The organism is Pseudooceanicola sp. (assembly GCF_029213205.1).
GTDB lineage: Bacteria > Pseudomonadota > Alphaproteobacteria > Rhodobacterales > Rhodobacteraceae > Pseudooceanicola.
The window spans coordinates 112,247-129,025 of the sequence record NZ_JARGNH010000005.1; the positions used below are offsets into that span (position 1 = coordinate 112,247).

The 16,779-nt window shown below is 63.4% G+C and carries 13 protein-coding genes and 1 tRNA gene; 11 read left to right on the top strand and 3 right to left on the bottom strand.

Features of this window, described 5'->3' with window-relative positions:
- Positions 1-119: 119 nt before the first annotated feature.
- The 3 genes from P1U48_RS06215 to P1U48_RS06225 are packed head-to-tail and all read left to right on the top strand — an operon-like array spanning position 120 to position 3,135.
- Positions 120-665 (top strand): TRAP transporter small permease, encoded by a 546-nt coding sequence (locus tag P1U48_RS06215; protein WP_301068069.1) that lies wholly within the window; start codon positions 120-122, stop codon positions 663-665.
- The gene (locus tag P1U48_RS06220; protein ID WP_301068070.1) at positions 662-1,978 is read left to right on the top strand and encodes a TRAP transporter large permease; all 1,317 of its coding nucleotides are present in this window, start codon (positions 662-664) and stop codon (positions 1,976-1,978) included. Before P1U48_RS06215 ends, P1U48_RS06220 begins: the two co-directional genes overlap by 4 nt.
- A 35-nt stretch (positions 1,979-2,013) precedes the next feature.
- Positions 2,014-3,135, top strand: coding sequence for a C4-dicarboxylate TRAP transporter substrate-binding protein (locus P1U48_RS06225; protein WP_301068071.1), 1,122 nt, complete (start codon positions 2,014-2,016; stop codon positions 3,133-3,135).
- Positions 3,136-3,201: 66 nt separating this feature from the next.
- Here P1U48_RS06225 and P1U48_RS06230 read toward each other — a convergent pair whose 3' ends face one another.
- A complete protein-coding gene (locus P1U48_RS06230) occupies positions 3,202-4,428 on the bottom strand; it encodes an alpha/beta hydrolase (protein WP_301068072.1) in 1,227 nt (408 codons plus the stop codon).
- 170 nt (positions 4,429-4,598) lie between these two features.
- Here P1U48_RS06230 and P1U48_RS06235 point away from each other — a divergent pair, with 170 nt between their 5' ends.
- Positions 4,599-6,053, top strand: a complete 1,455-nt coding sequence (locus P1U48_RS06235; protein ID WP_301068073.1) for an NAD-dependent succinate-semialdehyde dehydrogenase — start codon at positions 4,599-4,601, stop codon at positions 6,051-6,053.
- On the opposite strand, the gene P1U48_RS06240 is transcribed toward P1U48_RS06235, so the two are convergent.
- Positions 6,041-6,982 carry a LysR substrate-binding domain-containing protein gene (locus tag P1U48_RS06240; protein ID WP_301068075.1) on the bottom strand — a complete coding sequence of 314 codons (942 nt, stop codon included), beginning with the start codon at positions 6,980-6,982 and terminating at the stop codon, positions 6,041-6,043. The genes P1U48_RS06235 and P1U48_RS06240 overlap by 13 nt on opposite strands.
- 96 nt (positions 6,983-7,078) lie before the next feature.
- On the opposite strand from P1U48_RS06240, the gene P1U48_RS06245 reads away from it, so the two are divergent.
- The 3 genes from P1U48_RS06245 (at position 7,079) to P1U48_RS06255 (ending at position 11,831) form a co-directional block, all read left to right on the top strand.
- Complete coding sequence (locus tag P1U48_RS06245) at positions 7,079-8,245, top strand: acyl-CoA dehydrogenase family protein (protein WP_301068076.1); 1,167 nt, start codon at positions 7,079-7,081, stop codon at positions 8,243-8,245.
- A gap of 9 nt (positions 8,246-8,254) precedes the next feature.
- The gene (locus P1U48_RS06250) at positions 8,255-10,348 is read left to right on the top strand and encodes an acetate--CoA ligase family protein (RefSeq protein ID WP_301068077.1); all 2,094 of its coding nucleotides are present in this window, start codon (positions 8,255-8,257) and stop codon (positions 10,346-10,348) included.
- 91 nt (positions 10,349-10,439) lie between these two features.
- On the top strand, positions 10,440-11,831 hold the full coding sequence (locus P1U48_RS06255) for an MmgE/PrpD family protein (RefSeq protein ID WP_301068079.1): 1,392 nt from the start codon (positions 10,440-10,442) through the stop codon (positions 11,829-11,831).
- Positions 11,832-12,075: 244 nt separating this feature from the next.
- Here the strand turns inward: P1U48_RS06255 and P1U48_RS06260 are convergent.
- Positions 12,076-12,152: transfer RNA gene (locus tag P1U48_RS06260), tRNA-Met, on the bottom strand.
- A 149-nt stretch (positions 12,153-12,301) separates the two neighbouring features.
- On the opposite strand from P1U48_RS06260, the gene P1U48_RS06265 reads away from it, so the two are divergent.
- The 4 genes from P1U48_RS06265 to P1U48_RS06280 all read left to right on the top strand — a co-directional run bounded on the left by P1U48_RS06265 (position 12,302) and on the right by P1U48_RS06280 (position 16,759).
- On the top strand, positions 12,302-13,270 hold the full coding sequence (locus P1U48_RS06265) for a carbohydrate kinase (protein WP_301068081.1): 969 nt from the start codon (positions 12,302-12,304) through the stop codon (positions 13,268-13,270).
- A 97-nt stretch (positions 13,271-13,367) separates the two neighbouring features.
- Positions 13,368-13,952 (top strand): ANTAR domain-containing protein, encoded by a 585-nt coding sequence (locus tag P1U48_RS06270; protein WP_301068083.1) that lies wholly within the window; start codon positions 13,368-13,370, stop codon positions 13,950-13,952.
- Entirely contained in the window at positions 13,949-15,124 is a 1,176-nt protein-coding gene (locus P1U48_RS06275) for an ABC transporter substrate-binding protein (RefSeq protein ID WP_301068085.1), read from the top strand. Before P1U48_RS06270 ends, P1U48_RS06275 begins: the two co-directional genes overlap by 4 nt.
- Positions 15,125-15,388: 264 nt before the next feature.
- Positions 15,389-16,759, top strand: coding sequence for a CmpA/NrtA family ABC transporter substrate-binding protein (locus P1U48_RS06280; RefSeq protein WP_301068086.1), 1,371 nt, complete (start codon positions 15,389-15,391; stop codon positions 16,757-16,759).
- The last annotated feature ends 20 nt before the right edge of the window (positions 16,760-16,779 follow it).

Here is a 16,779-nt window from a genome sequence, read left to right on the forward strand (position 1 = left end):
AGGCAAACAGAAAGTTTGGCAACGGCAATTTTTCACCAGTGTGCCGGACCTTTCCAACAAGGCAACCATTCCAGCAATTCAAAGAAAAGTTCGCCAGTGAAAGCGACTAGGGGAGAAACATGAACCTTATCGAGGCCATAGTGGGCCGCGCGTCCAAGATACTTCTCTTCGTCGCGACGCTCTGTATCGCGGCGATGATGCTGCATGTCTGCCTGGACGTTCTGGCGGACAATTTCATTGGTCGACCGATAGCCGGAACCGCTGAGATCGTGGCGTTCTACTATATGACCGGCGCCGTCTTCCTGCCGCTGCCCTATGTCGAGATGCGAAACGAGGCGATCTTTGTCGACCTGTTCTTCAACATGGGCGGCAAGCGTGCCAAGCGCATCATGCTGGGCTTGGCCTATCTGGCGCAGGCCATTTTCTTTGTCATTCTGGGCTGGCAGACCGGCACCGACGCCATCGCCGCCTTTCTCAAGGGCGAGGTGGTCGAGGCGCAGATCAACGTGATGATCTGGCCTGGCCGGTTCTTCCTGCCGCTGGCCTTCCTGCTGGCCGGTGTCATCAGCATGCTGATGCTGCTGCGCGTGCTGTTCAAGCCTGGCTTTGACCCCGAGGAAACCTTGCACGGCGAAGATCACCTTGGCGGAGGGCGTGCAGCATGATGGGTCTCGATCGTCTCGAAATCGGTATCGCGGGCGTTGTCGTCGCGCTGATCCTGATTGCCATGCGGGTGCAGATCGGTGCGGTGCTGGGCATCGTCGCCTTCGTCGGCATCGCCATGATCACTTCGATGAAAGCGGCCTGGGGCATCGTCACCGCCCTGCCGCATAACTTCGTCTCGGACTGGAGCCTGTCCGCCGTGCCGATGTTCCTATTGATGGGATATATTGCGGCGCGTTCTGGGCTGACCAACGACATCTTTGCCTCGGCGCGGATTCTGATCGGCCGGGTGCCGGGCGGGCTGGCTTCGTCCACTGTTGTCGCCTCGGCGATCTTTGCCTCGGCCTCGGGGTCCTCGGTCGCAACGGCGGCGGCTTTCAGTCGGATTGCGGTGCCCGAGATGCTGAAGGCGGGCTATGCGCCGTCATTGGCGACCGGCGCGGTGGCGGCCTCGGGCACGCTTGGCTCGCTGATCCCGCCTTCGGTGCTGATGATCCTTTTCGGCATCTTCACCGACACCTCGATCGGCGGGCTGTTCGTGGCCGGCGTGATCCCGGGGATCCTGTCCGCCGTGGCCTATATCGCGATGATCACCATTCGGGCCTGGCGCACCCCGTCGCTCGCCCCGCGTGAAACCGCAACCTTTACCCGCGCCGAGCGCATGGCCGCCTTTCGCGATATCTGGCCCCTGCCGGTGCTGATCCTCGGCGTCCTTGGCGGCATGTTCGCCGGGCTGTTCTCACCGACCGAGGGCGGGGCCATCGGTGCCGGGCTGGCCGCCCTGATCGCCCTGGCCCGTGGCGCGCTGAATCGCGAGGCGATCAAGCAGGCCTTGATCGAAACCGCCGTCGGCACCTCGACGATCTTCATCATCGCCATCGGCGCCTCGATGTTCGCGGCCTTCATGGGCCTCTCGACCCTGCCGAATTCGCTGGCGAACCTGATGCTCAGCTATGTCTCGTCGCCGGTCGCGGTGATCGCCTGCCTGGCGGTGCTGTTCGTGATCCTGGGCATGTTCGTCGACGGTATCTCACTGCTGTTGCTGACCGTGCCGATCATCCTGCCGGTGCTGACCAATCTCGGCATCGACATGATCTGGTTCGGGATCATCACCATCAAGCTGCTGGAGATTGGCCTGATCACCCCGCCGGTCGGGATGAATGTCTACGTCATCAAGAGCGCACTCGGCCGCACGGTATCGCTGGCTGAGATTTTCAAGGGCGCGTTCTGGTTCATCGCGATGGACCTGATCACCCTCAGTCTGCTGATCGCCTTTCCCGCACTTTCGCTGTTCCTGCCGAGCCTCATGAACTGAGTCGGCCCCATTACGACAAACCGAGGAGGACCCTGATGACCCTGATGAAACTCAAAGGCGCGGTTGCCGCACTGGCCTTGCTGCCCGCGATGGCGCAAGCCGAAAATTACACCGCCGCCGTGACCTGGAACGACCTGCACGCGATCACGATGAACCATTTCGTCAACTTTGCCAAATATGTGAAGGACGCCACCAACGGCGAGATCAACTTCGAGGTCTATACCAACTCGTCCCTGCTGCCGCCGCGCTCGGCGCTCAAAGGCACTGCCGATGGCATCGCTCAATATAGCCATGTCACCGGCGCTTATGTGCCGGCCGACCTGCCGCTGGACAATGTGCTGAATGACATCGCCTTCAACGCCGACGACCAGCTGGCCGTCACTTTTGCTCAGACCGAGATGAAGGCGCTGCACCCCAAGATGCAGGCGGAATACAAGAAGAATGGCGTGGTCTTTTCCGCCAGCTATTCGACCAACCCCTATCTCTACATCTGCGCCACGCCGATCCGCACCGTAGAAGATCTGAAGGGCAAGAAGATCCGCACCGGCAGCACCGCACAGGTGAACTGGGTCAAGGCCACCGGCGGCACCGCCGTGTCGGTTCCGGCGACCGAGATGTACACGGGCCTGCAACGCGGATCGGTCGATTGCGCCCTGGGCGATGCGACCTTCATGACCACCAGCTTCAAGTTGCAGGAGGTGGCCAAGGCTTCGACCACCCTCGGGCTTGGCACCCACACCTCGGGCGGCAACTTCTTCAATGCCGATTTCTGGCAGTCGATCACGCCGGAGCAACGCCGCGTGCTGCTGGATCAAGCTTCGCAGACCTTTGTCGAGCTTGCGATTGACTGGAAAAATCGCGGCGACGAGGCCCTGGCCGAAGCGAAATCGAACGGTGTCGAGATCATCGAACCGGATGAGACGCTGAAGGCGGCGCTGGCCGACTTCCGCGCCGATCTGGCCAAAACCATGCCTAAGGTTGCGATGGAAGAGCGCAAGGTCGAGGATCCGACCGACCTGCTGGACGCCTATGCCGCAGCCGTGGACAAATACAAGAGCCTGCTGGAGGGCGTGGACCGCACCGACGCCGCCGCTCTGCGCAAAATCGCGGATGCAGAGATCTATTCCAAGATCGACGTGACCACTTACGGGATGTGATCCCTGCCACGGATTGAATGGGGCCGCGCCGGATATCCGACGCGGCCCTTTCTTGTTTCGCGTTGCTCAGCCTGCCGTTCGGATGCGATCCAGAACCGGGCGCAGGTAGGTCAGGAACCTCGCGGGGTTTTCGGACATCGGGAAATGCCCCATTTCCTTCATCACCGTCAGCTCGACCCCCAGCGTATTCGCCAGGGTGGTGCTGTCCTGCGGCGTGCAGGAATAATCGTATTCGCCAGTCAGCAGGTGGATCGGGCAGGCGCCGGTGTCGATCTTTGCAACCTCGTCGCGGAAATCCCCGTCAACCTTGTAGAACCACATATCGCCGCGAAACACCCCCGGCCCACCCTGCATGTAATGCCAGCGGGTTTCGTCGCGGTGCATTTCGGGGCTTTGCGGGGCCATGAGGCCATAGGCGATGGCACCACAGACGCGGCCGCCATGCACATCCGCCCGGTCCAGCCATTGCGTGTCGTAATAGGGCGCCACATGGGCCGAGCTTTGCAGCCCGATCAATGCCCGGAACGCCTTTGGGTGGCGCTGGGCAAGGTGCAGCACGATCCGCCCCCCGATCGAGCATCCCATGACCACTGGCCGCTCCAGTTCCATTGCGGCGCAGAACGCCATGATCTGCGCGACATAGGCGTCCGAGGACAGCGTATAGGGCTGATCCACCGTGCCTGGCGCGGGCGAGGATTTGCCGTGGCGGGGCATGTCGAAGACCATGACCCGGAAATGGCGCGTCACCTCCGGGTCATTCAATACGGCGCGGTATTGGCGCCCGTCGCTGCCTGCGGTGTGCAGGCAGACCAGCGGAATGCCTTGTCCGGCCTCCTCCCAGTAAATCCGGTGGCTGACGCCTTCGACGGCGATATGGGCATAGCGCCCGGTGATCGGTTCGATCCGGGGGGTCGTGTCCATCTCGGTCGCCGGATGCGTGGTGGTCTCCCGCAGCGACTCGAACAGTTTCTTGACGTAGAGCAGGTTCGCCATCAGCGGATGCAGATCGCCTTCGAACCGGAGCACACCGCGCCGCAGCAGCGCGATGATGTCATGATGCCCTGGACCAGGCACCGGCGCCAGCAATGCCGCCCATTCCGCGTCTGACGCTACGATCCGTGTCTGCCAGCTGGGCATGACAAACGGCCCCGGCGTTACCTCGGTGACGGCGCCCTGCCGGATCGTGACGCGATGGTCGGTTTCGCCGGCCGTCAGCATCAGGTCCCAGTCGAGCGTTGCCATTGCAGCCGCGGCGCTGTCCGGCCCGGCGGTTTCAGTCAGTCTCTCGAACATGTGGATCTCCCCTTGTGGTTTCACGGCGATGCTACCCGCCCGACCAGCAGAGGAAAGAAGTCAACGCGCGGCCATGCCTAACCTGAAGTTCGCCATACCGGATCGCGGTTAAGTCGAACCTGACCAGCACCCGGGGCATTGTTCCGCCGAAGAAACCAGAAAGGCAGACTATGACCAAACGCAGCGACGCGCATTCCCGCTATCCCGAGCCCGGCCAGATCATTGCTGGCGCATGGCTGCCCACCGGCGACCGTCAAACCGGAGAGGTCATGGACCCCACGACCGGCACCGTGCTCGGCTCCTACGCCCAGGCCACGGATGCTGATATTGACAAGGCGCTGGCGGCGGCAGCGTCAGGTTTTGCCATCTGGCGGGCGATGTCCGCCCATGCCCGTGGCCGAATCCTGCACGAGGTCGCCCGCACCATGCGTGATCGGCGCGAGGCATTGGCTGAACTGGTGACCCTGGAGCTGGGCAAACCCTGGGCCGAGGCCCTGGGCGAGGTCGAGCAGGCCGCCGGGATGTGGGAATGGGCCGCCGAAGAGGGCAAACGCGCCTATGGCCGAATCATCCCGTCGCGCGAGGATGGTGGTCGGCAGATGGTGCTGGTCGAGCCGCTTGGTCCGATTGCCGCCTTCGGGTCGTGGAATGCGCCGCTGATCACGCCGTCGCGCAAGATGGCCGGGGCGCTTGGTGCCGGATGCTCGATTGTCCTGAAGGCGTCGGAGGAGGTTCCGGCCTGCGCCCTCGCCATCGGGCGGATCGCCATCGACTGCGGGTTGCCCGAAGGCGCGCTGTCGATCCTGACCGGGGATGCGGTGCATATTTCCGACCGGCTGCTGGACGCGCCGCAGATCAAGGGCATCAGCTTCACCGGCTCGACCCGGATCGGCAAGATTCTGGCCGCGAAGGCGGTCAGCCAGATGAAACGCCCGATCATGGAACTTGGGGGCCATGCGCCGGTGCTGATCTTTGATGATGTCGATGTCGAGGCGCTGGCGAAGACCGCCGTGGCGGCGAAGTTCCGCAATTCCGGTCAGATCTGCATCTGCCCCACCCGGTTCCTTGTGCAGCGTGGCGTTTACGCCGCCTTTACCGAGGCACTGACGGATCTGGCGAAAGACCATACGCTGGGGGATGGATTTGACGAAAACGTCAAGATGGGCCCGGTGATCGATCCTCGCCGCATCGCCTCGATGGATGACTTCATTACCGACGCCAAGACGCGGGGTCTGAAGGTCACCACCGGCGGCAATCGGCTGGACCGCGAGGGGTTCTTCTATGCGCCGACCGTCATCGCCGATGTGACGCCGGATGCGCTGGTCGCCAATGTCGAACCCTTCGGCCCGATCGCCGCGCTTGCGCCGTTTGATACCTATGACGAAGCCATCGCCCAGGCCAACTGCCTGCCCTTCGCCTTGGCCGCCTATGTGCATTCCGAAAACGTCCACACGATCCACAAGGCGGTCAATGACGTTCAGGCGGGCAGCGTCATCTGCAACGGCTGGCGGGTCTCATTGCCCGAAACGCCGTTCGGCGGGGTCAAGGACAGCGGGTTGTTCCAGGAAGGCGGGATCGAGGGCCTGCGTGCGTTCCAGAACGTCAAGTTCGCCTATGTCGCCTGACCGGCCTTGACGCGCCGGGATTGCCGAAAGAATTCCGGCGCTTCGCCGGACTGGACCAGCAGCCAGTCGATGAAGTGCCGGGTCTTGGTGCTGACCGAGGTCATTGTCGGCCAGATGGCATAAAAGGCCGCGCCAGTGACATGTGGTTTCTTGAGCGGTCGGACAAGTTCGCCTGCCGCGAGTTCGCTCTCGAGCAGGTCAAGCTGGCCGACGGCCAGGCCAAAGCCACGGCGGGTCGCGGAATAGGTCAGCAGGGAGGTGTCGAATTCCATCCCCTCCAGCGCATTGATTTCGGCGCCTGCCGCCTCGGCCCAGAGCTCCCATTCCCGGCGGCGATATTTGGAATGCAGCAGATCCGCACCCTCAAGATCCGAGACGGTGTTGATCGGCCCGTGGCGTTCCAGGTAATCGGGGCTGCAGACCACATCCACGACCTCCTCGAACAGCTTGCGCGCCTTGGCGTCCTTCCAGGCGCCATGGCCCAGCTGCAGCGCGACATCCAGATGGGTGCCGCGAAAATCCAGCGGCAGCACCGATGTATCCAGCCGGATCCGGTAGTCCGGGAAATCCTGCATGAACAGGCGCAGGCGGGGGAACAGCCAGTGATGCGCGAAGGTTGGGTAGATCCGCAGATTGATGGTGTTCTCGCGCTCGTTCGACAGAACACGGCGGGTGGCCATCTCGATCTGGTCGAACAGCCCCGCCACCTCCTGTCCGAAGGCGCGCCCCGCCTCGGTCAGCCGCACCGAGCGGGCGCCGCGTTCAAACAATTGCATGCCCAGATAACGTTCTAGAATCGAGATCTGGCGGCTGATCGCCACCTGACTTACCCCCATCTCCTGCGCAGCCGCAGTGAATGTGCGCTGGCGCGAGGCCACCGCAAAGGCTCTGAGCGGGTTGAGCGGAAGGTTCTTGTAACGCTGATCCATAAACGATGGTTGTCCTTATCCGACAAATGCGTGGGGCAAAGCTGAGCGCAAGTCAGTGTAACGTCGTGCCAAGCGACAGGAAAGGACCCTCCCGGCATGGATTTCAATCTCAGTGACGACCAGCAGATGTTCTACGACACGGTGCGCCGGTTTGCCGAAAAGGAGCTGGCCGCAGATGCCGCCAAGCGCGCGATGCAACCGCAATTCCCGCATGACATCGCGCGTCGCGCGGCCGAACTGGGCCTGATCGGGATCACCTTTGACGAAAAAGACGGCGGCGCCGGTGGCTCGCTGATCGAGGCGATCCTGGCCATTCAGGGTGTCGCCCTGTCCTGTCCGCGTAGCGCCGACGTGGTGCAGGCCGGCAATTTCGGCCCGATCCGCACCTTTTACGAATACGCCACCCCGGCGCAGAAAGAGAAATATCTCAAGCCGCTGATGACTGGCGACGCGGTGATCTCGCTCGGCATGTCCGAACCCGGAGCGGGCTCGGCGGTGACGGAATTGACCACCTCGGCGGTGCAGGACGGCGATCACTACATCATCAACGGCACCAAGGTCTTTGGCACCCACAGCCCCGAGGCCGACCTTTACCTTATCTATGTTCGCTTTGGCCCCGGCACCGGCGGCATCGGATCTGTGCTGATCGAAAAGGGCACGCCGGGCCTGATCGTCGGCAAACCGACCTCCTTCATGAACGGCGAGCAATGGGCGCAGGTCTATTTCGAGGATTGCCGCATCCACAAGGATGACGTCCTGCTGGGACCGGGTGGGTTCAAGAAGCAGATCTCGGGATTCAACGTCGAACGGCTGGGCAACTCGTCCCGCGCCGTGTCGGTCGGCCGCCATGCCTTCAATGTTGCCCGCGAGCATGCGTTGACCCGCAAGCAGTTTGGCCGCGCCCTGTGTGAGTTCCAGGGCCTGCAATGGAAATTCGCCGAGATGGAGCTGAGGCTGACCTCGGCGCAATTGATGCTGATGCGCGCCGCCGCGAATGCCAAGGACGGCTTGCCCTCGGCGCAGGACACCGCCCTGGCAAAACTCGCCTGTAACGAGGCCGGCTGGTTCGCCGCCAACGAAGCCTTGCAGATCATGGGCGGGCTCGGGTTTTCCGAGGACAGCACTGTGCAATATTGTCTGCGCCGTACCCGTGGTTGGATGATCGCCGGGGGATCCACCGAGATCCTCAAGAACCGCATCGCCGAGGGCATTTTCGAGCGCCGCTTCGCGCAGCGCGCCCCCGAAGCGACGGCAGCGGGATAAGGTTCTGACATGACAAATCCCTTGCTCGAAGCGCTTCTGCGCCCTGCCACCGTCGCGCTTGTCGGGGCCTCTGACAATGTCGCGCGCCTGACCTCGCGCCCGCAACGGTTTCTTGCGCAGCATGGTTTCAAGGGCCGCGTTGTCCCGGTAAACCCGGGTCGCGACACCGTGCTCGGCGTGCCCGCCGTCAAATCGGTGCGCGACATCGAGGGCCCGATCGATCATGCCTATATTCTGCTGGATGCCGAATTGGGCATGGCGGCGCTGGACGATTGCGCTGCGAAGGGGGTCAAGGTCGTCTCGATGCTGGCCGACGGCTTTGCCGAGGCCGGCCCCGAGGGCCGCGCCCGGCAGGACCGGATCACCGCTGTCGCGCAAGAGGCCGGGATTCTGCTGATCGGTCCGAATTCTACCGGCGTGGTGAATGTGGGTTCGGGTTTTTCCTGCACTTCGAATGCCGCTTTTGCCGCCGAGACACTGCTGCCTGGCCGCACTGCCGTGCTGTCGCAATCCGGTTCGATGATCGGCATGCTGGGCTCGCGTGGGGCGGCTCGGGGCGTCGGCTTTTCATCGATGATTTCGGTCGGGAACGAGGCCGGGGCCAATGTCGGCACCCTGGGCCAGCTTCTGCTGGACGATCCTGAAACCGACGCTTTTGCCCTGTTCCTGGAAACGGTGCGTGACACCGCCGCGCTGTCGACCTTTGCCCGTGCCGCCCATGCGCGCGGCAAACCCATCGTCGCCTACATGATCGGCCAATCCGCCGAGGGTCAGGCGCTGGCCGTTTCACATACCGGCGCATTGACCGGATCGACCGAGGCGGTCGGGGCGCTGCTCGATAGTCTCGGCATCGCGCAGGTTGGTAACCTCGATGCGTTGATCGACGCCCCCGGCGCTATGGCGCGCGCCCAGATCCGGCCCGAACGTCCGCGCTCGGTCACCGTGCTCTCTACCACTGGCGGCGGCGGGGCGACGGTGCTCGACCAGATCAGCGCCCGTGGCATCGCCATCGCCGGATGCAGCGATGCAGCCCGGTCCGTCCTGGAACCGCAAGGCATTCCCCTGGGCCATGGCAAGCTGGTCGACGTCACCATGGCCGGGACGAATTATGCCTCGATGCGCGCCGTGGTTGAGACGTTGATGACCGACCCCGACACTGGCATGCTGGTCGTTGCCGTCGGATCCTCGGCGCAGTTCAACCCCGAACTCGCGGTGAAACCCATCCTCGACGCCCTTGCTGCCGCGCCCGAGGGCGCCGCGCCGGTCGTCGTCGTTCCCTTGCCCCATGCGCCGGAAAGCCTTGCCCTGCTGTCAGCAGGCGGGGTTGCGGCCTTTGGGTCGGTCGAAAGCGCGGCGGAGGGCGTTGCATCGATGATGCGTGCCCGTCCACCCGCGCCGCCGGTGACAGAGGTCCTCCCGTCCTCTGTCACCGGTCTCCTGGCTCAGGCGGCGTCCGGGGTGCTGGATGAGGTCACGTCGGCTCAGCTATACGCCGCGCTTGGCGTCAACGGCCCCCGCGCCGTGGTCCTGGAACCGGATGCTGCCGGGCCGGGCGATCTGCCATTTGCCTATCCGGTCGTTGCCAAGCTGGTGTCGCCCGATCTGCCGCACAAAACCGAGGCCGGTGCGATCGCGGTCAGTTTGGCGGATGCCGCCGCCGTGTCCGCTGCCATCGCGCGGATGAAAGCCTCGGCCGAAGGTCACGCCCCGGGCTATTGTCTGAAAGGTATCTTGATACAGGAAATGTGTGTGGGCCTTGGCGAAGCCCTGATCGGCGTGACCCGTGATCCATTGGTCGGCCCGGTGGTGACTCTGGCCGCTGGTGGCGTGATGACCGAGATCTATCGCGACAGCAGCGTTCGTCCGGCCCCGGTGTCCCTGGACATCGCACGCGAAATGGTTGGTGACATCAACGGTTTCGCCCCGCTGCGCGGGTATCGCGGCCTGCCGCCCGGCGATCTTGAGGCGCTGGCGCAGGCCGTCGCCCGGGTGTCGCTGCTTGCCATAAATGACCGCGTGCAGGAGGCCGAGATCAACCCGGTGCTTATCCGTGCAGAGGGTCAAGGTACGGTCTTGCTCGACGCGCTGATCAAGATCGGATGATCTAATCGGGGTATTGTGACGCCATTGATCGATACAACAGCCGGTTCGATGTGACATCAACGATCCAGGGAAATTTGACGAGGTCTTAGTGATGCCTACAACAGCCAACAATGGTTCGACGCCGCCGCTGCCCACCACGGTCTCCGGGGCCTGCGCACAGCTTGCAATAGAGCAACGCGCGGGAAACCAGCCGCAAGAGGTGCTTCATGCCGCCAAGCGCTGCGTCATTGATTGGTTTGCCGCCACGTTTCCCGGATCGGTCGACAAGCCCGCAAAGGCGCTGGAAAGTGGATTGACGGATGAGATCGGCCATGGCGGGGCCTATACGCTTTCCGGCCTCAAGGCGCCGATGCGCACCGCGGCCCTGATCAACGGTATCGCGTCGCATTCGGTTGAATTTGACGACATCTTTGCCCCCGCGATCTATCACCCCGGCAGTCCGGTGATCGCGGCCGCTCTCGCTTCGGCTCAGGGATTGAATTGCAGCGGGCGCGACTTTCTGAACGCGGTGATCGCGGGCTACGAGGTCTCGACACGGATCGGTGAATGTATGGGGCCGGATCACTATCGGTTCTGGCACAACACCGGCACCATCGGCACCATTGGGGCGACAAGTGCGGTCGCCATGTTGCATTGCCTGGACTCATCTCGAATGCAGCATGCGATTTCCACCTGCGTCACCATGGCCGCAGGTCTTCAAGCGGCGTTTCGTGGCAATTCCGACATCAAACCGTTGCACGCCGGCCATGCCGCAGATGCCGCGCATATCGCGGTCGCTCTGGCACGGGGCGGGGTGCTTGCGCCTGCCGATATTTTTGAAAGCGATGTCGGCTTTGGTGCGGCCATGGCCGGACATGTCGATTGGAGCACGATCCTCGCGCCCGACCAAAGCTACAACATCACCCGCATGAGCGTGAAGAACCATGGCTGCTGTGGCCATATCTTTCCAGCCCTGGACGGTGCGTTGGCATTGCAGGACCGCCACGGATTTGCAGCGTCGGACATCGACTCGATCGCGGTTGGTGGCTATTCGGCCACTGTGAACGTCACCGGCAACCAGATCGCGGATACGCCGGGCGCCGCAAAGTTCTGCCTGCCGTTCATCGTCGCCAGCGGGTTGGTGCATGGCAGCATCCGTCTGGATGCCTATTCTGACGCGCGGTTGAGCGATCCGGTCGTGCGGCAATTGATGCCACGCATTTCGGTGCAACTTGACCCGGAAATCGATGCGCTGTTCCCGCATCAACGTGCCGCCAATGTCACGATCACGCTGAACGACGGCACCGTGCTGCATCACCTGCAACCGCATCGCATCGGCGATTCGGAACTGCCGCTCAGCGATCAGCAGCTGATGGAAAAGTACCACGAGCTGGCGGCGACCGTTACCGACCGTCCGCGCGCGCAGCAGCTGCTTGACCGGCTCTGGTTGCTTGAAAGCGCCGCCGATCTCGGCTTTGTCCAGGGCATCCTGCACGGCAGCTGAGATCAGATTGTCCCTGCGGACGAATCGACACCCAGCGCCGTTGCGCATTGCCTGAACAGAGGGCCGGGTTTCGGTGCTGATGCGCAGGGATCTCCCGTCCCTTCGCGCGGCAAGCTGTGCTTGCACTGAAGTCGCCATCAGGCTGAGGCAAGCCGACACCGGGCCACAGCAACGTGGATGGCGTCATCATCGAGATCTGTTGAGACTGCTCTGGTGCAGAAACAAGATTTTTCTTGGGAAAATTTGGTAGCGGAGGAGGGACTTGAACCCCCGACACGCGGATTATGATTCCGCTGCTCTAACCAACTGAGCTACTCCGCCAAGCGATGCGTCGGATATGCCAACCACCCTGAGGCGTCAAGCGGAAATGGCGCAATGCCGGCCGGGCAAGCGTGGTTGCGCGGCTTCGGTGAAACCGTCAGCCTGGACTCGCGCGGGTGAGGGCGCTGATGCGAGGATGGGGGTGGGCGATGATATTGTGCTGCGGTGAGGCGTTGATCGACATGGTTCCGGCCGAGTCGGCCGCGGGCGAGACGGGGTTTGTGCCGCTGCCTGGCGGGTCGGTGTTCAACACTGCGATTGCGCTGGCAAGGCTCGGGGCCGGGGTGGCGATGCTGACCGGGCTGTCGCGTGACAGCTTCGGTGTCCGGTTGGAGGCGGCGCTGATCGAGGCCGGGGTTGGCACCGATCTGCTGATCCGCTCGGACCGGCCAACAACGCTGGCCTTTGCGCATCTGGACCAGGGCCAGGCACGCTATGAATTCCATGATGAGAATTCCGCCGGGCGGATGATTTGCGATGCCGATATGCCACTGATTCCGGCAGAGGTGACCTGTCTTTATTTCGGTGGCATCAGTCTGATCGGTGAACCCGGTGCCGATACCTATGCCCGCTTTGCTGTGCGTATGGCGGCGCGCCATCTGCTGGTGGTCGATCCGAATATCCGTCCCGGGCTTATCGGCGATGAGGCCGGTTATCGCGCCCGGTTGCTGCGGCTGCTGGCGCTGGCGGATATCGCCAAAGCCTCGGGCGATGATCTGGACTGGCTGTTCCCGGATCTCACCGGCATCGCGGCGCAGGCGGATGCGTTGCGCCGTCTCGGCGCGACACTGGTGGTCATCACCCGCGGCGCGGCGGGGGCCGTTGGGTTTGCGCGGGATTGGCAGGTCGCGGTTGCCGCGGTTCCCGGTCCGGTGGTCGACACGATTGGCGCTGGCGATATCTTTGCCGCCGGTCTGCTGGTCCGGCTGGGCGAGCTGGGGATCCGTGGCAAGGCCGATCTGGCTGGGATCGCCCGCGCGACGCTGAAGGATGCGATGGGCTATGCTGCTCAGGTTGCGGCGTTGTCGATCCGCCATCGGGGCGCGGTGGCGCCCTGTCGCGATGAGGTCCAGATGACCTTGGACGCCGCCGCGCCGCAGGATCTGCCAAAACATTAATCACTCCGCGTGAATTCCGGGCAGGTCGGGGCGCTCAACAGCCACGCCTGACGCGCTATGGCTTTACTTCCCCCGGCGGGAATGGTGATCGCTGCTTATGCCGAACACGATCTCGATCACGATTGTCGAGGCTGACCGCGACCGCGCCATGCAGATCGTGGACAGCCTGCGCGAGGCCGGGGATTTTGACATTCACGTCGTCTCCGAACCCTCCAGCCTTGCCCGGCAGGTGGAACATCGGCAGCCCGATATCGTGCTGATCGACCTGACCAACCCATCCCGCGATGTGCTAGAGGAAATGACTCTGGCCTCGGGGCCGCTGGATCGGCCGGTGGCGATGTTTGTCGACCGGTCCGACGCCGGGCTGTCCGCCGCCGCGATCGAGGCCGGGGTGTCGGCCTATGTGGTGGACGGGATGAAACCGGCGCGGGTCAAGCCGATCCTGGATGCGGCGATTGCCCGGTTCCGGATGTTTCAGAGAATGCGCACCGAACTGGCCGAAACCAAGAAGGCGCTGGAAGAACGCAAGCTGATCGACCGGGCCAAGGGGATGATCATGAAGGCGCGCGGCGTTGGTGAGGACGAGGCCTATGCCCTGCTGCGCAAGGCAGCGATGAACCAGAACAAGCGGCTGGCCGATGTCGCCGAGGCGCTGGTCTCCAGCGCCGGGTTGCTGTCATGAGGACCATAAACCTGTCGGTCGGGTTCATCCCGCTGGTCGATGCGGCACCGCTGATCGTGGCGCATGAGATGGGCTTTGCCGCCGAAGAGGGGATTGCGCTGGTTCTGCGCAAGGCGCCGTCCTGGTCCAGCCTGCGCGACCTGCTGAGCTTTGGTCAGGTCGATGCGGCGCATATGCTGGCGCCGGTGCCGGTGGCGGCCGCGATGGGGCTGGGCGGGGCCGGGGTGCCGCTCGCCGCTGCCTCGGTGCTGTCGGTGAATGGCAATGTGATCGGGGTCAGTCGCGGGCTGGAACACCGGCTGCGCGACCTCGGCCATGACTTCGCCTTTGGCGATGCCCGCGCCGCCGGTGAGGCGCTGATCGCCGCCAGCAATGGCGTCCTGCGGATCGGGGTGCCGTTCCCGTTCTCGATGCATGCCGAACTGGTCTATTACTGGCTGACCGCGCTGGGCCTGCCGGCGCCGCAGAACGTGGTCATCCGCACAGTGCCGCCACCGCTGATGGTGCAGGCGCTGAAGGCCGGCGAGGTCGATGCGTTTTGCGTTGGCGAACCCTGGGGATCAATGGCGGTAGAAGAGGCGGCAGGGGCGCTGTTGCTGCCCTGTTCGGCGATCTGGGCCTTTGCCCCGGAAAAGGTTTTGGCGGTGCGCTCGGACTGGGCGGAACAGGAAACCGCGCTGCTGTCACCCCTGATCCGCGCAGTCTGGCGGGCGGGGCGCTGGCTGTCGGATCCCGCCTCGCGCACCTTGGCGGCGGAATTGCTGGGCCGCCCGGCCTATCTGGGCCTGTCGCCCGAGGTGATCGACCGCGCCCTGTCCGGGCGGCTGGTGATCTCGCAGGCCGGAGAAGAACGTCAGGTCAACGGGTTTCTGGAATTTCACCGTGGCGCTGCGAATTTCCCCTGGCGGTCGCAGGGCGAATGGATCGGCCGACAATTGGCGGCACGCACCGGGTTTGACCGAGACCATGCGGCGCGCAGCGCCCGAGCGGTGTTTCGCAGTGACCTCTATCGCAAGGCGCTGATCGGCACCGGCGCGGACCTGCCCGGTGCCTCGCTCAAGATCGAAGGCGCGCTGTCGCAGGAATCGGCCTTTGCCGCGCGCTCCGGGCAGATGCTGTTGCAGCCGGATCGGTTCTTTGATGGCCGCGTGTTTGAGCCCTCTGCCGAGTAACGCCCAAAAAAGGTGCAGTTGCAGCGAGATTCATGCGGCAACGCAGCAGTGTTCGGTGAATCGGCCAGATTCAATTGGACCGCGCCGCCGGGCATTGGAATAGTCAAGACACCGACAGGCAACGACGCCCGTCGCCGAGACATTCCCGCAGACTGGGATTTTCCTGAGCAAAGCCGCTCGACCCTCCACCGCATAGGCCGGTGGGGCAGGTCAGCGGCTTTTTTCTTTTGCCCGGTCACCGGGCCAGATTCGAAAGGGACAGACATGTTAAAGAACCTTCTCCTCGCCCTCGCAACCGGCACCAGCCTGACCGGCGCGGCCTTTGCCGCCCCGCTGGAGCTGGAAAAGGACGAGCTGACCTTTGGCTTTATCAAGCTCACCGATATGGCGCCGCTGGCGGTGGCTTATGAGCAGGGCTATTTCCTCGACGAAGGGTTGTTCGTCACGCTTGAGGCGCAGGCCAACTGGAAGGTGCTGCTGGATGGTGTGATCGACGGCAAGCTGGACGGCGCGCATATGCTGGCCGGGCAGCCGTTGGCCGCGACCATTGGTTTCGGCACCGAGGCGCATATCATCACCCCGTTTTCGATGGACCTGAACGGCAATGGCATCACCGTGTCGAATGAGGTCTGGGCCGAGATGAAACCGAACATCCCGGTGATGGCGGACGGTCGCCCGCAGCACCCGATTTCCGCCGAAGCGCTGGCACCTGTGGTTGCGAAATACAACGCCGAGGGCAAGCCCTTTAACATGGGCATGGTGTTCCCGGTCTCTACCCATAATTACGAGCTGCGCTATTGGCTGGCCGCCGGTGGTCTGCATCCGGGGTTCTATTCCGACGACAACACCAGCGGCCAGATCGGCGCCGAAGTGCTGCTGTCGGTGACGCCGCCGCCGCAGATGCCGGCGACGCTCGAAGCCGGGACGATCTATGGCTACTGCGTCGGCGAACCCTGGAACCAGCAGGCGGTGTTCAAGGGCATCGGGGTGCCGGTGGTTACCGATTACGAGCTGTGGAAGAACAACCCCGAAAAGGTGTTCGGGATCACCGCCGAATTTTCGGAGACCTATCCCAACACCACCAAGGCCGTGGTCAAGGCGCTGATCCGGGCGGCGATCTGGCTGGACGAAAACGACAATGCCAACCGGCCCGAGGCCGTCGAGATCCTGAGCCGTCCGGAATATGTCGGCGCCGATGCCGAGGTGATCGCCAATTCGATGACCGGCACCTTTGAATACGAAAAGGGCGACACCCGCGAAGTGCCGGATTTCAACGTGTTCTTTCGCTACAACGCCACCTACCCGTTCTATTCGGACGCGGTTTGGTATCTGACCCAGATGCGTCGCTGGGGTCAGATCGGTGAGGCCAAGTCGGACACCTGGTACGCCGAGGTCGCCAAATCGGTCTATCGCCCGGACATCTACCTTGAGGCGGCGCGGCTGCTGGTCGATGAGGGCCTGGCCCAGGTGGCGGATTTTCCCTGGGACAGCGATGGCTACAAGGCGCCGACCCCGGCTGCCGATATCATCGACGGCATCGCCTATGACGGCAAATCCCCCAACGCCTATCTCGACAGTCTGCCGATCGGGCTGAAGGGCGCACAGAAAGTCGTCGGCACCGAGGTCCGGGGCTGAGCGCCCCCTCACCCCGGCCC

Bases quoted from the DNA above. Each gene is read 5' to 3' on its own strand.
- P1U48_RS06215 (WP_301068069.1), top strand. From the start codon at position 120: ATGAACCTTATCGAGGCCATAGTGGGCCGCGCGTCCAAGATACTTCTC.
- P1U48_RS06220 (WP_301068070.1), top strand. From the start codon at position 662: ATGATGGGTCTCGATCGTCTCGAAATCGGTATCGCGGGCGTTGTCGTC.
- P1U48_RS06225 (WP_301068071.1), top strand. From the start codon at position 2,014: ATGACCCTGATGAAACTCAAAGGCGCGGTTGCCGCACTGGCCTTGCTG.
- P1U48_RS06230 (WP_301068072.1), bottom strand. From the start codon at position 4,428: ATGTTCGAGAGACTGACTGAAACCGCCGGGCCGGACAGCGCCGCGGCT.
- P1U48_RS06235 (WP_301068073.1), top strand. From the start codon at position 4,599: ATGACCAAACGCAGCGACGCGCATTCCCGCTATCCCGAGCCCGGCCAG.
- P1U48_RS06240 (WP_301068075.1), bottom strand. From the start codon at position 6,982: ATGGATCAGCGTTACAAGAACCTTCCGCTCAACCCGCTCAGAGCCTTT.
- P1U48_RS06245 (WP_301068076.1), top strand. From the start codon at position 7,079: ATGGATTTCAATCTCAGTGACGACCAGCAGATGTTCTACGACACGGTG.
- P1U48_RS06250 (WP_301068077.1), top strand. From the start codon at position 8,255: ATGACAAATCCCTTGCTCGAAGCGCTTCTGCGCCCTGCCACCGTCGCG.
- P1U48_RS06255 (WP_301068079.1), top strand. From the start codon at position 10,440: ATGCCTACAACAGCCAACAATGGTTCGACGCCGCCGCTGCCCACCACG.
- P1U48_RS06265 (WP_301068081.1), top strand. From the start codon at position 12,302: ATGATATTGTGCTGCGGTGAGGCGTTGATCGACATGGTTCCGGCCGAG.
- P1U48_RS06270 (WP_301068083.1), top strand. From the start codon at position 13,368: ATGCCGAACACGATCTCGATCACGATTGTCGAGGCTGACCGCGACCGC.
- P1U48_RS06275 (WP_301068085.1), top strand. From the start codon at position 13,949: ATGAGGACCATAAACCTGTCGGTCGGGTTCATCCCGCTGGTCGATGCG.
- P1U48_RS06280 (WP_301068086.1), top strand. From the start codon at position 15,389: ATGTTAAAGAACCTTCTCCTCGCCCTCGCAACCGGCACCAGCCTGACC.